12 protein-coding genes are annotated in these 13,898 nt (G+C 69.9%); all 12 read right to left on the reverse strand.

The genetic code is table 11. The features are described 5' to 3' along the window. Nucleotides 1–303 precede the first annotated feature (303 nt). The 12 genes from recJ to PG878_RS11485 all read right to left on the reverse strand — a co-directional run bounded on the left by recJ (nt 304) and on the right by PG878_RS11485 (nt 13,835). Nucleotides 304–2,037 carry a single-stranded-DNA-specific exonuclease RecJ gene (gene recJ, locus PG878_RS11430; protein WP_209029178.1) on the reverse strand — a complete coding sequence of 578 codons (1,734 nt, stop codon included), beginning with the start codon at nt 2,035–2,037 and terminating at the stop codon, nt 304–306. After that, nucleotides 2,034–2,954 carry a phosphoglycerate mutase gene (locus PG878_RS11435; protein ID WP_209029177.1) on the reverse strand — a complete coding sequence of 307 codons (921 nt, stop codon included), beginning with the start codon at nt 2,952–2,954 and terminating at the stop codon, nt 2,034–2,036. The genes recJ and PG878_RS11435 overlap by 4 nt, the downstream gene beginning before the upstream one ends. Nucleotides 2,955–2,958: 4 nt before the next feature. Then, nucleotides 2,959–3,423, reverse strand: a complete 465-nt coding sequence (greA, locus tag PG878_RS11440) for a transcription elongation factor GreA (protein ID WP_026143501.1) — start codon at nt 3,421–3,423, stop codon at nt 2,959–2,961. A gap of 8 nt (nt 3,424–3,431) precedes the next feature. After that, entirely contained in the window at nt 3,432–6,674 is a 3,243-nt protein-coding gene (carB, locus tag PG878_RS11445) for a carbamoyl-phosphate synthase large subunit (RefSeq protein ID WP_209029176.1), read from the reverse strand. 9 nt (nt 6,675–6,683) lie between these two features. Further along, nucleotides 6,684–7,127, reverse strand: coding sequence for a DUF6973 domain-containing protein (locus PG878_RS11450; RefSeq protein WP_043091930.1), 444 nt, complete (start codon nt 7,125–7,127; stop codon nt 6,684–6,686). Beyond that, a complete protein-coding gene (gene carA, locus PG878_RS11455; RefSeq protein ID WP_209029175.1) occupies nt 7,127–8,251 on the reverse strand; it encodes a glutamine-hydrolyzing carbamoyl-phosphate synthase small subunit in 1,125 nt (374 codons plus the stop codon). Before carA ends, PG878_RS11450 begins: the two co-directional genes overlap by 1 nt. A gap of 162 nt (nt 8,252–8,413) precedes the next feature. Continuing rightward, on the reverse strand, nt 8,414–9,130 hold the full coding sequence (gene dapB / locus PG878_RS11460; protein ID WP_209029174.1) for a 4-hydroxy-tetrahydrodipicolinate reductase: 717 nt from the start codon (nt 9,128–9,130) through the stop codon (nt 8,414–8,416). 327 nt (nt 9,131–9,457) lie between these two features. After that, entirely contained in the window at nt 9,458–10,171 is a 714-nt protein-coding gene (locus tag PG878_RS11465) for an MOSC domain-containing protein (RefSeq protein WP_209029173.1), read from the reverse strand. Between the two features lie 20 nt (nt 10,172–10,191). Then, complete coding sequence (locus PG878_RS11470; RefSeq protein WP_209029172.1) at nt 10,192–11,400, reverse strand: aminotransferase-like domain-containing protein; 1,209 nt, start codon at nt 11,398–11,400, stop codon at nt 10,192–10,194. A gap of 71 nt (nt 11,401–11,471) precedes the next feature. Then, complete coding sequence (locus PG878_RS11475; RefSeq protein WP_209029171.1) at nt 11,472–11,726, reverse strand: DUF6587 family protein; 255 nt, start codon at nt 11,724–11,726, stop codon at nt 11,472–11,474. Nucleotide 11,727: 1 nt separating this feature from the next. Then, nucleotides 11,728–13,587: a ferrous iron transport protein B gene (gene feoB, locus PG878_RS11480; protein ID WP_209029170.1), complete on the reverse strand. Its 1,860-nt coding sequence runs from the start codon at nt 13,585–13,587 to the stop codon at nt 11,728–11,730. After that, on the reverse strand, nt 13,584–13,835 hold the full coding sequence (locus tag PG878_RS11485) for a FeoA family protein (RefSeq protein ID WP_209029169.1): 252 nt from the start codon (nt 13,833–13,835) through the stop codon (nt 13,584–13,586). Before PG878_RS11485 ends, feoB begins: the two co-directional genes overlap by 4 nt. Between the last annotated feature and the right edge of the window lie 63 nt (nt 13,836–13,898).

A 13,898-nucleotide genomic window follows, 5' to 3' on the forward strand; every position in this document is an offset into this window, starting at 1 on the left:
AACTAAACAAAGGCTTAATGACGACATAGAATCCACACTTTATGGCTCGCCGTCAATCTCGATTCACATCCCATTTATTTGCCATGGCTCCCCAATAAATTTCTTGACAATTTCGTTTTTCATAAATATGAATTAATTCAGCGATCTTCGGAGTCGCTGATCGGCGCCGTTTCCTTGCGTTCTGTCAGGCGCCGCGTGCCGCCATCTCCCGATGGGAGAAGGAACAGCCAAAGCCCCTCTCCCGCCGGGAGAGGGGTTGGGGTGAGGGTCCGGCACCGCCAGTCGCGTCAGACCGCCAGACGCTCAGCCATCCAACGGCAAACAGTGCTCCACCACCAGTTGCACCGCATCGCCGCCGCGGTAGTCGTCGGCGACTAGGCGATAGGCGATGTGCACACGGCGGCCGGGTTCGCGGCCGTGCCAGCCGTTGAAGTGGATCGCGTTCAAGGGTGCGGCGCGGCCATGACAGCGCAGGCTCAGCTTGAGATGGCGCTCCTTCAGCACGCGCCACTGCAGCACCTCGAATTCGCCATCGAACAGCGGCTCTGGGAAGCCCTGCCCCCATGGCCCGCCCTGGCGCAACGCCTCGGCGTGGCGGTGGTCGAGTTCGTGCGGATCCAGTGCGCCATCGCTGAGCAGTTCGGCCTGCAGCAGTTCCGCATCCAGGCTGGCCAGCGCATGCGCGCGGAACACCTCTTCGAACTCGGCCAGCGCGTCCTGCGGCAGGCTCAGGCCCGCGGCCATGGCATGGCCGCCGAACTTCTCCATCAGGCCCGGCCGCTGCGCCTCCACCGCCGCCATCGCGTCGCGGATGTGGAAGCCCGGAATCGAACGCGCCGAGCCGCGCAACTGGGTGCTGCCCGGTTCGGCCGGGGCGAAGGCGATCACCGGCCGGTGCAGGCGGTCCTTCATCTTCGAGGCGACCAGGCCGATCACGCCGGGATGCCACTGCGCATCGAACAGGCACACCGCCACCGGCGGCTGCTCGGGTGCGGCCAGCAACGCCCGCGCCACCACCGCCTCGGCCTCGTCGGTCATCTGCTGCTGCACCGCACGGCGCTCGGCGTTGATCTCTTCCAACGTCGCGGCGATCGCGCGCGCCTGCTGCGGGTCCTCGCACAACAGCAGTTCGATGCCCAGGGCCATGTCCTCGAGCCGGCCGGCGGCGTTGAGCCGCGGGGCAAGCGCAAAGCCGATGTCGCTGGCGCTGAGCCGTGCCGGGTCGCGGCCGCTGGCTTCGATCAATGCGCGCAGGCCGAGGCAGCCCTCGCCGCGCTGCAGGCGGCGCAGGCCGGCCGAGACCAGCGCGCGGTTGTTCGGATCCAGCGGCACCAGGTCGGCGACGGTGCCGACCGCGACCAGATCCAGCAGCACGCCCAGGTCCGGCGGCGCGGCGGCGAACGCGCCGTGCGCGCGCAGGTGCCGGCGCAGCGCCAGCAGCACGTAGAAGATCACCCCGACACCGGCCAGCATCTTGCTCGGGAAGGCGTCGCCCGCGAGGTTCGGATCGACGATGGCATCGGCCGGCGGCAAGGCCGGACCCGGCAGGTGGTGGTCGGTGACCAGGACCTTCCAGCCCAGCGCCTTGGCCGCGGCGACGCCGGCATGGCAGGCGATACCGTGGTCCACCGTCACCAGCAGGTCCGGCTGCAACGGCGCCAGTTCCGCCACCAGCGCCGGCGACAGTCCGTAGCCATGGACCATGCGGTTGGGCACCGCGTGCAGCACCTGCGCGGCACCGAGCAGGCGCAGCCCGCGCACCGCCACCGCGCAGGCAGTGGCGCCGTCGCAATCGAAATCGCCGACCACCAGGATGCGCTTGCCCGCCGCGATCGCCTCCGCCAGCAGCGCCACGGCGGCATCGATGCCGCTCAGCGCATCCGGCGGCAGCAGCTGCGCCAGCTTGGGCTGCGCCAGGCCGCTGTCGTGCGCGCCGCGCGCGGCGTAGATGCGCCGCAGCAGCGGCAAGGTGGCCTCATGCCACGGGCCGGCCGCGGCCGCCGCGGGCCGCCGCACGATGCGCGCGCTGGAACTCATGCGTCCAGGCGCGACAGCGGCCGCCGCCACAGGCGCCAGCGTTGCGCGGGGGCGATGCGGAAACAGGTGCCGTCCTCGAAATCCAGTTGCAGCTGCTGCAACTCGCCATCGTGCAGCGCCTGCAGCAATGGCTGCACCACCTCGCCGACGAACTGCTCGGGCGCGCGCAACTGGCGCAGGTCGACCAGGGCATCGACCCGGGGTGCCTGCGCGTCGGCGACGCCGGCGGCCTGGGCGAGCGCGCGCAACAGCGGATCGCGGCTGCGCACCTGCGCATGCGCTGTGCCGACCGTGGCCGGCAGGCGGCCACCGCCCCAGAACCACAGCGAATTGATCGCCGGCTGGCCGCGGGCGACGCGTTCGCGATTCCACGGATGCTGATGCAGCACGATCTGCGCCTCGGTCAGCAGCGCACGCCAGCGGCGCGCGTCCTCGCCCTGCGGCAGGTGGTCGAACAGATCCGCCCCGAGCACCTGCGCCGGCGCCGCGAACACCGGCAGCACGCTGTCGGCCGGCAGCCGCAGATACCAGCGGGTCGGATCGGGCGCGTCCAGGGTCAGCCCGCTCTCGGCGAACAGGGCCTGCACCGCCGGCAGCAGCGCGTCCAGGTCCACCGCGTCGAGCGGCAGCATGTCGCCATGCGCCATCAGCCGCGCGCCCTGCATGTCCGGCACCACATAGGCGGGATCGGCGCGCAGCCACAGGCCGTCGGCGGCATCGCCGGCGTCCAGTTGCCGGGTCAACGCCGCGGCGGGCAACGAGGCTTCCGCCAGCACGAAATGGCGGCGCAACTGCGCCTCGCCGCCCGGCACGGCCTGCGTGCGGTCGGCGCGGCCGAACGCGCGCGCCACCTCGCCGGCCAGCACGGCGCCGGCCAGGCGCACCCGCTCCGGCAACAGCAAGGTGGCGACCGCCATCGGATCAGCCGACGTAGGCGACGCTGACGATCTCGTACTCGCGGCGTCCGGCCGGGGCGTCGATGCTGACGCTGTCGCCTTCCATCTTGCCGATCAGCGCACGCGCCAGCGGCGAGGAGATCGCGATCAGGCCCAGCTTGATGTCCGCTTCCAGGTCGCCGACCAACTGGTAGCGCTTCTCTTCGTCGGTCTCGACGTCGGCCAGGGTCACGGTGGCGCCGAACACCACCTTGCTGCCGACCGCCAGCTTGCTGACGTCGATGACCTCGGCGTGCGACAGCTCGCTCTCCAGCTGCTTGATGCGGCCTTCGATGAAGCCCTGCTGCTCGCGCGCGGCGTGGTACTCGGCGTTCTCCTTGAGGTCGCCGTGCGCGCGCGCCTCGGCGATCGCAGTGATGACCTCGGGACGCTTGACCGACTTCAGGTGATCCAGTTCCTCGCGCAACCGCTGCGCGCCTTGCATGGTGATCGGGGCTCTCACGCTTCCAGCTCCTTGTGCAGTTCCTGCAGCGCCCAGACCGGACCGGTGCCGCGGAATTCCAGTGAATGCACCAGCGCACGCGCGCCGGCGACCGTGGTCGAATAGGTGACGCGATGCTGCAGGGCTTCGCGGCGGATCGAGAACGAGTCGGAGATCGCCGCCCGGCCCTCGGTGGTGTTGACGATATACACGATTTCGCCGTTCTTGATCAGATCGACGATGTGCGGGCGACCCTCGGCGACCTTGTTCACCTGCTCGCACTGCAGGCCGTGCTGCTGCAGCCAGGCGCAGGTGCCGCGGGTGGCGACCAGGGTGTAGCCGCGTTCGACCAGCGCCTGCGCCACCGGCAGCACGCGCTGCTTGTCCGGGTCGCGCACCGACACGAAGGCCTTGCCCAGCGGCGGCGCCTTGATGCCGCCGGCTTCCTGCGCACGCGCGAACGCCGCGCCGAAGCTGCGGCCCACGCCCATCACCTCGCCGGTGGAACGCATCTCCGGGCCGAGGATCGGATCGACGCCCTGGAACTTGGCGAACGGGAAGATCGCCTCCTTCACCGAGTAGTAGTCGGGCACGATCTCCTTCAGCGCGCCCTGCTCGGCCAGGGTCTTGCCGGCCATGCAGCGCGCGGCGATCTTGGCCAGCGGCACGCCGATCGCCTTGGACACAAACGGCACGGTGCGCGAGGCGCGCGGGTTCACTTCCAGCAGGTAGACGATGTCGTCGCCGGCATCGTTCACCTGCACCGCGAACTGGGTGTTCATCAGCCCGACCACGTTCAGCGCCTTGGCCAGCTCGACCACCTGGCGGCGCAGTTCGGTCTGGGTGGCCGGCGACAGCGAGTACGGCGGCAGCGAGCAGGACGAATCGCCCGAATGCACGCCGGCTTCCTCGATGTGCTCCATCACGCCGCCGATCAGCACCTGGCCGTCCTGGTCGGCGATGATGTCCACGTCCACTTCCACCGCGTTGTCGAGGAAGCGATCCAGCAGCACCGGCGAATCGTTGGAGACCTTGACCGCATCGCGCACGTAGCGCGCCAGGTCGGATTCGCCGTAGACGATCTCCATAGCGCGGCCGCCGAGCACGTAGCTCGGGCGCACCACCAGCGGATAACCGATCTCGCGCGCCAGCACCAGCGCTTCCTCGGCGTTGCGGGCGATGCGGTTCGGCGGCTGCTTCAGGCCCAGCTTGTCGACCAGCTGCTGGAAGCGCTCGCGGTCCTCGGCCAGGTCGATCGAGTCCGGCGAGGTGCCGATCACCGGCACGCCGTTGGCTTCCAGCGCGCGCGCCAGCTTCAGCGGGGTCTGCCCGCCGTACTGCACGATCACGCCCTTGGGCTGCTCCAGCTCGACGATCTCCAGCACGTCTTCCAGGGTCAGCGGTTCGAAGTACAGGCGATCGGAGGTGTCGTAATCGGTGGACACGGTCTCCGGATTGCAGTTGACCATGATGGTCTCGTAGCCGTCCTCGCGCAGCGCCAGCGCCGCGTGCACGCAGCAGTAGTCGAACTCGATGCCCTGGCCGATGCGGTTGGGACCGCCGCCAAGGATCATGATCTTGTCGCGGTCGCTGGGCGCGGCCTCGCACTCGTCCTCGTAGGTCGAGTACAGGTAGGCGGTGCTGGTGGCGAACTCCGCCGCGCACGAGTCCACCCGCTTGTACACCGGACGCACCTTGTGCGCGCGGCGCAGCGCGCGCACCGCGGCCTCGTTGGTGCCGCACAGCTCGGCCAGGCGCGCATCGGAGAAGCCGGCGCGCTTGAGCGTACGTAGGCGCTTGGCGTCCAGCGCGCCGAGGCCGTCGACGGCCAGCTGCGCTTCCTGCGCGATCAGGTCTTCCATCTGGTCCAGGAACCAGGGGTCGATAAACGACAGCGCATGCACCTGCTCCACGCTCATGCCGGCGCGGAAGGCGTCGGCGACGTAGAACAGCCGCTCCGGACCGGGCGCCTTCAGCTCGCGCTTGAGCGTGGCCAGGTCGTCTTCGCTGGTGAGATCCAGGCCGGTCGGATCGAGACCGATCTTGCCGGTCTCCAGGCCGCGTAGCGCCTTCTGCAGCGATTCGGAGAAGGTGCGGCCCATCGCCATCACCTCGCCCACCGACTTCATCTGCGTGGTCAGGCGCGCGTCGGCCTGCGGGAACTTCTCGAAGGCGAAGCGCGGGATCTTGGTGACCACGTAGTCGATCGACGGCTCGAACGAGGCCGGGGTCAGCCCGCCTGTGATCTCGTTCTTCAGTTCGTCCAGGGTGTAGCCCACCGCCAGCTTGGCCGCGACCTTGGCGATCGGGAAGCCGGTGGCCTTGGAGGCCAGCGCCGAGGAGCGCGACACGCGCGGGTTCATCTCGATCACCACCACGCGGCCGGTCTGCGCGTTGATGCCGAACTGCACGTTGGAACCGCCGGTGTCCACGCCGATCTTGCGCAGCACCGCGATCGAGGCGTCGCGCAGGCGCTGGTATTCCTTGTCGGTCAGGGTCTGCGCCGGGGCCACGGTGATGGAGTCGCCGGTGTGCACGCCCATCGGGTCCAGGTTCTCGATCGAGCAGACGATGATGCAGTTGTCCGCGGTGTCGCGGACCACTTCCATCTCGAACTCCTTCCAGCCCAGCACCGACTCCTCGACCAGCACTTCGCTGGTCGGCGACAGCTCAAGGCCGCGGCCGACGATCTCGATCAGCTCTTCGCGGTTGTAGGCGATGCCGCCGCCGCTGCCGCCGAGGGTGAAGCTGGGACGGATGATGGTCGGGTAGCCGACCGTGGCCTGGATCTCCAGCGCCTCTTCCAGGGTGTGCGCCACTGCCGCCTTCGGGCACTCCAGGCCGATCTCGCCCATCGCCACACGGAACAGCTCGCGGTCCTCGGCCATGCGGATGGCCTCGCGCTTGGCGCCGATCAGCTCGACGCCGTACTTCTCCAGCACGCCGTGGTCGGCCAGGTCCAGCGCGCAGTTCAGCGCAGTCTGCCCGCCCATGGTCGGCAGCAGCGCGTCGGGCTTTTCCTTGGCGATGATCTTCTCGACCGTCTGCCAGTTGATCGGCTCGATGTACACGGCGTCGGCCATGTTCGGGTCGGTCATGATCGTGGCCGGGTTGCTGTTGACCAGCACCACGCGGTAGCCCTCGTCGCGCAGCGCCTTGCACGCCTGCGCGCCGGAGTAGTCGAACTCGCAGGCCTGGCCGATGACGATCGGGCCGGCGCCGATGATGAGGATGGTTTGGAGGTCGGTGCGCTTGGGCATGGGGGATTCTCAGTAGAGGCGGTCCTGCCACGCCGCAGGGGCGCGCCAGGTGATCTGATCGGGCGAACGCGCATCGATCGCGCCATGGTCGACCGCGGCGCGAACCTCGCGCTGCATCGCGGCCCAACTGCTGGCGGTGGCGCCGATGCGCGCGCCGATCCGGTTGTTGTGGGCGTCCATCGCCCGGCTGGCGTTGCCGTGGCCATCGCGCTCCATGACCGCCGTGACCCAGTCCACGCAGCGCGGCGACAGGGTGTAGGCGACCACGGCGCTGGCCAGGCTGTGGCGGTACGCATCGGCAGGACCGTCGCGCCCGCCCGGCAGGCCGGCGCTGAGCCATTGCGGATACACCGCGCCCAGCACGAAGGCCGGATACGCGGCCAGCACCAGCAACGCCGTGGCCGGCCACCGCCAGCGGCGGGTCGGCGACGGCATGGCCGGCGCGGCGGCCATCAGGCGGCGGCCGCCATCAGCGCGGTGAAGCGATCGAACAGCGGCGCCACGTCGCGCGGGCCCGGCGAGGCTTCCGGATGCCCCTGGAAGCTGAAGGCCGGCGCGTCGGTGAGCGCGATGCCCTGGTTGCTGCCGTCGAACAGCGAGCGATGGGTGACGCGCACGTTGGCGGGCAGCGTCGCCTCGTCCACCGCGAAGCCGTGGTTCTGCGAGGTGATCATCACCCGGCCGCTGTCCAGGTCCTGCACCGGATGGTTGGCGCCGTGGTGGCCGTGGCTCATCTTCAGGGTCTGCGCGCCGGCGGCCAGCGCCAGCAACTGGTGGCCCAGGCAGATGCCGAAGGTCGGGATCTTGCGCGCCAGCAGTTCCTTGATCGCGGCGATCGCGTAGTCGCACGGCGCCGGGTCGCCGGGGCCGTTGGACAGGAACACGCCGTGCGGGTTCATCGCCAGCACCTCGGCGACCGGCGTCTGCGCCGGCACCACGGTCACCTCGCAGCCGCGCTCGGCAAGCATGCGCAGGATGTTGAGCTTGACCCCGTAGTCGTAGGCGACGACCTTGAACCTGGGTTCGGCCGTGACGCAGGTGTTGCTGTCCAGGTCGAGCTGGCCGTCGCGCCAGGGATAGGCTTTGTCGGTGGAGACCACCTTGGCCAGATCCATGCCCTTCAGCCCCGGAAACTTGCGCGCCGCGTCCAGTGCGGTGTCGACATTGACATCGCCGGCCATCAGTGCGCCGTTCTGCGAGCCCTTCTCGCGCAGGATGCGGGTCAGCTTGCGGGTGTCGATGCCGGCGATGGCGACCACGCCGCGCTGGATCAGCCAGTCCGGCAGCGCCACCTGATTGCGCCAGTTGCTGGGGCGGCGCGGCACGTCGCGCACGATCAGGCCGGCCGACCAGACCTGGGCGGCCTCGTCGTCCTGGTCGGTGCAGCCGGTGTTGCCGATGTGCGGATAGGTCAGCGTGACCAGTTGGCGGGCGTAGGAAGGATCGGTGAGGATCTCCTGGTAGCCGGTCATGGCGGTGTTGAACACCACTTCGCCGACGGACAGGCCGACAGCGCCTACGGATTCGCCCTCGAACACGGTGCCGTCTTCAAGGACAAGGATTGCGGGTTGAGTCACGGGGTTCGCCTTGGGGAGAGAGGAACCCTGCCCCACCAACTTGCAGGCTGCAAGAAACCGCGAACTCGGCGCTTCTCCGGGTCCGTGGCGATGGGTAACAGGCGAGCGAGAATTGTACCGGCGCGGGGCGGTCCGCGCCAGCCGTTTATGTGAAAACCACGTTCAGCCGAGCAGATCGCGCAGCCGGTAGGCCCCGGGCGCACGCCCTGGCAGGCGCGTCGCCGCATGCAGGGCGCCGCGGGCGAAGATGTCGCGGTTGCTGGCGCGGTGCACCAGTTCCACCCGCTCGCCGAGCCCGGCGAACTGCACCAGATGCTCGCCGACGATGTCGCCAGCGCGCAGGCTGGCGTAGCGCGGGGTGGCGCCACCCTGCGCGGCCGCGTCGCCAAGGGTCAGCGCGGTGCCGGAAGGCGCGTCCTGCTTGTGCACGTGGTGCGATTCGACGATATCGCAGTCCCAGCCCGGCAACGCCGCGGCGGCGCGCTCGACCAGGTCGTGCAGCACCGCCACGCCCAGGCTGAAGTTCGAGGCCCAGATCAAGGGAATGCGCTCGGCGGCGGCGGCCAGCGCCTGCCGCTGCGCGTCTTCCAGCCCGGTGGTACCGGACACCAGCGCCGCGCCGCGCGCCGTACACAAGGCCAGCACCGGGTCGAAGCCCTGCGGCAGGCTGAAGTCGATCGCCACGTCGAACGCCGGCACGCCGCCCAGTTCGGCCGCGGCGAAATACGGCACGCCGTCGATCACCCGCTGCGCCGGCGCGCGCCGCACCACCGCGGCCACCACCTGCAGCGCCGGGTCCTGCGCGGCCAGCCGCAACAACGCCTGGCCCATCCGGCCCGACGCACCATGGATCAACACACGCAGCGGAGAAGTCGTCATCGGCACAAGGCTAGCGGTTTGCGCGTGGGTGCGACAGAGGTGCGTGCACCGGAATCAGCCGATCGCCCCACCTGTGGGAGGGGCTTCAGCCCCGACGCCGTATCGCCCGATCTCGCGCGACGCCTTGCTGCCGTTGCGCGGCGCTGCACCTGCTTCGCCTTGCACGCAGCATGATCGGCTCGGACGGCACCCTGCCTTGGATGCAACGCGGCCTCGTTCGTCGCGGCTGAAGCCGCTCCTACAGACGATCAACGACATTGCTGACCAGGCATTGTGGAGGGCCTCAGCCCCGACGCGAGGAGCGCACCGCGCCGCAGCAACCAAGCCCTACTCCGGCGCCTGCCCCAACAAGCGTTTGTCCCAGTCCTCCACCGCACGCTGCGCCAGGCGCCGCTCGAACAGGGTCCGCCAGTTCGGCACCAGCGGCAGCGCCAGCACGTCCTGCAATTGCGCCGTGTCGATCTCGCGCCGGTACAGCAGGCCGACCAGTCGCGCCAGCGGCCACTGCGGATGCGGGCGCTCCAGCAACTCCAGGCGATCGCCGGCGGCGACCTCGCCGGGCTGCAGCACGCGGTAGTACCAGCCGGTGCGGCCGCTATCCTGCACGCGCCGCGCCAACGCCGGCACGCCGAAGCGGTCGGACAGCTTCCAGCACGGCTGCCGCGACTGCGACACCTCGACCACGGCCGTGCCCAGGCGCAGCCGATCGCCCAGGCACAGATCGGCTTCAGTCACCCCGCTACTGCTGAGGTTCTCGCCGAACGCGCCCGGCGCGTCCAGCAAGGCATGCGCGCCCAATTCCTCGCGCCAGGCGCGGTAATGGTCGCGCGGGTAATGGTGCAAGGCCTTGTCGGGGCCGCCATGCACGCGACGGTCGCCCTGCTCGTCCAGTTCCAGCCCTTCCAGACCGATGCGCAGGCGCCCGGCCTGCGGCCGCTTGTCGATGGCGCTGCGGCTGCCGGGGCGGGTGAACGCCTGCGCGCGGCCGACCAGGACCGCATCGATGGTCCACGCCGCAACGGCGGAATCGGACGACGTCATCGACGGGCGCGACGCCGGACTCAGGCCATCGCGCGTCGGTGCGCGGCGACCTCGTCCTGCAACAGCGCGCCGAGGATGCGCACGCCGGTCTCGATGCGCTCGGCCGGCACGGTCACGAACGACAGCCGCAAGGTATTGCGCTGCGGCGCGACCGCGAAGAACGGCGCGCCCGGCACGAACGCCACGTTGCGCTCGATCGCCTTGCCCAGCAGCGCACCGCCGTCCATCCCCTCGGGCAGTTCGACCCAGATGAACATGCCGCCGGCCGGGCGATTCCAGCGCACCTGCGCCGGGAAATACTTGGTCAGCGCCGCGAGCATCTGCTCGCAGCGGCTGGCGTACAGCGTGCGGATGCCGGGGATGTGCGCATCCAGGAAGCCGTCCTGCACCGCCTCATGGACGATGCGCTGACTGAACGAGGGCGTGTGCAGGTCGGCCGCCTGCTTGGCCTGCACCAGCTTGGCATGCACCGCCTCCGGCGCAACCAGGTAGCCCAGGCGCAGGCCCGGCGCGAGCACCTTGGAGAACGAGCCCATGTAGATGGCGCCGTCCGGATTCATCGACAGCAGGCTTGGCAGCGTGTCGCCGCTGTAGCACAGCTCGCCGTAGGGGTCGTCCTCGACGATCGGCACGCCGGCAGCCGCCGCGCGCGCGACCAGCGCCTGGCGCCGGTGCAGCGGCAGGCGCCGTCCGGTCGGATTCTGGAAGTTCGGCAGCACGTACATGAAACGCGCGCCGGCCAGTTGCGCATCGTCCAGTGCGTCCACCACCACGCCGTCGTCGTCCGACTGCATCGCCGCGAACGCCGGCTGGAACAGCGAGAACGCCTGCAGCGCGCCGAGATAGCTGGGCGTTTCCACCAGCACCTTGCTGCCTTCGTCGATGAACACCTTGCCGAGCAGGTCCAGGCCCTGCTGCGACCCGGTGGTGATCAGCACCTGGCTGGGCCGGATGCTGGCGCCGTCGCGGCTCAGCCGCGCCGCCACCCATTCGCGCAGCGGCAGGTAGCCCTCGGTCGGACCGTACTGCAGCGCAGCTTGCGGCGCATCGCGCAGCACCTTGTCGCAGGCCTCGCGCATGCGCGCGACCGGGAAGGTGTCCGGCGACGGCAGGCCGCCGGCGAAGGAGATCACTTCCGGGCGTTCGGTGACCTTGAGGATTTCGCGGATCGCCGAACTGGTCAGCGCCTGCGCACGGCGGGAGAACTGGAATGGGCTGGTCATCGGCATAGAATAGTCGCCGCCCTGGCCGCGCGCATGTGCGGCGCACAAGCGCGCCGACCGGCAACGCGTGGCGCGGCTCAGTGCCGCCGCGGCGGCGTCGGTCCGCAGCTGTCGCACCCGCCGCAGGCGCCTGCACCGGCGCTGGGCGCAGGCGCGATGCGGCGACCGAGGGCCTGCAGCCAGGCCGCACGACCCGGCCTGAGCAGGCGCACGGCGATGACGCCGCGCAGCGTGCGCGCGGTGCCGGGGAACTGCTTCTTCAACACCACCCAGGCGCTGACCAGTACCGCCAGCGCGATCACCAGGTACTGCAGCAGCAGCGAGGCGCTCATCTCAGCCGGCTCCCAGCGCCACCGCGACCTGGTAGGTGACCAGCGAGGCCAGGTAGGCCAGCGCGAACAGGTAGAACGCGGCGAAGCTCATCTGCTTCCACGAGTTGGTCTCGCGCTTGATCGTGGCCAGGGTGGAAATGCACATCGGCGCGTAGATGTACCAGACCAGCAGCGACAGCGCGGTGGCCAGCGACCAGCCGTCGTGGATCAGCGGCGACAGCGCTTGCGCGGCGGCATCGTCGTCGGCCGCCGACAGCGCGTAGACCGTCGCCAGCGACGACACCGCCACCTCGCGCGCGGCCAGGCCGGGGATCAGCGCGATGCAGATCTGCCAGTTGAAGCCCAGCGGCGAGAACACCGTGGTCATGGCATGGCCGATGCGGCCGGCGAAGCTGTAGTCGATCGCCGGCAGGGTGGCGTCGGCCGGCGGCGCCGGGAACGACAGCAGGAACCACAGCAGGATGGTCAGCGCCAGGATGATGCCGCCGACACGCTTGAGGAAGATCGCCGCGCGCTCCCACAGGCCCAGCGCCAGATCGCGCAGGTGCGGCACGCGGTAGGACGGCAGTTCCAGCAGCAGCGGATGCTCGCCCTTGTCGCGGCGCCACTTCTTCATCGTCCACGACACCACCAGCGCACTGGCGATGGCAGCGAAGTACAGGCCGAACAGCACCAGCCCCTGCTGGTTGAACACGCCCCACACCTGCCGCTGCGGGATGAACGCGCCGATCAGCAGCGCGTACACCGGCAGGCGCGCCGAACAGGTCATCAGCGGCGCCACCAGGATGGTCGCCAGGCGATCGCGCGGGTCCTGGATGCTGCGCGTGGACATGATTCCCGGCACCGCACAGGCGAAACTGGACAGCAGCGGGATGAACGAGCGCCCGGACAGCCCGGCCGCGGCCATCATGCGATCGAGCAGGAACGCCGCACGCGGCAGGTAGCCGGATTCCTCCAGCGCCAGGATGAAGGCGAACAGGATCAGGATCTGCGGCAGGAACACCACCACCCCGCCGAGGCCGGCGATGATGCCGTCCACCAGCAGACTGTTCAGCGGCCCCTCCGGCAGGGTCCCGCCGATCCAGGCGCCCAGCGCCTTGGTGCCGCCGTCGATCAGGTCCATCAGTGGTGCCGCCCAGGCATACACCGCCTGGAAGATCAGGAACATCACCACCGCCAGGGTCAGCAGGCCGGCAACCGGATGCAGCAGCCAACGGTCCAGCGCGTCATCCACCCGCGAAGTACGGGTCGGCATCGACACCGCCGCCGCCAGGATCGCGCGCACCTGCTGGTGGTAGTCGCCCTGCCCCTCGCTCGGCGCCACCGCCGGCGGCAGCGCCGGCGCCAGTGCGTCGAGCCGCTCGACCAGGGCGCGCGCGCCGTTGCGGCGCACCGCCACGGTTTCGATCACCGGCACGCCCAGCGCCTGTTCCAGCGCCTGGCGGTCGATCTGGATGCCGCGGCGCTGCGCCGCGTCGACCATGTTCAAGGCCACCAGCATCGGCTTGCCCAGTTCGCGCAGCTCCAGCGCGAAGCGCAGGTGCAGGCGCAGGTTGGTGGCGTCGACCACGCACACCAGCACGTCCGGCGCCGGCTCGCCCGGGTAGAAGCCGCGGCACAGGTCGCGGGTGATCGCCTCGTCCAGGCTGGCCGGCTGCAGGCTGTAGGCGCCCGGCAGGTCCAGCACCGCGAACTCGCGCCCGGACGGTGCACGGAAGCGGCCTTCCTTGCGCTCGACGGTGACGCCGGCGTAGTTGGCGACCTTCTGCTTGCTGCCGGTCAGCTGATTGAACAGCGCGGTCTTGCCGCAGTTCGGGTTGCCGACCAGGGCCAGGCGCAGCGGCGCGGCCACCGCGCTCACGGGCGCACCTCGTCCAGCGCGCTGACCTGCACCCGCGCCGCCTCGCTGCGGCGCAGCGCGAAGCGCGTATAGCCCACCTGCACCAGCAACGGCTCGCCGCCGATCGGCCCGCTGGCGAGCATCTGCACCTGCTCGCCGGCGACGAAGCCCAGTTCGCGCAGGCGCCGGGCGATGGCGTCGTTGGGCTGGCGGTCGTGTACGGTTTCGACGAGGGCGGAGCTGCGCAGCGGCATGTCGGACAACGTCACAGAAACGTTCCGTCGATAAGAATGGTTATCAATTGTAGCACCGCCGCATTGCGTCATGGCGGC

Source organism: Xanthomonas hawaiiensis (assembly GCF_031834635.1).
Taxonomy (GTDB): Bacteria; Pseudomonadota; Gammaproteobacteria; order Xanthomonadales; family Xanthomonadaceae; genus Xanthomonas_A; species Xanthomonas_A sacchari.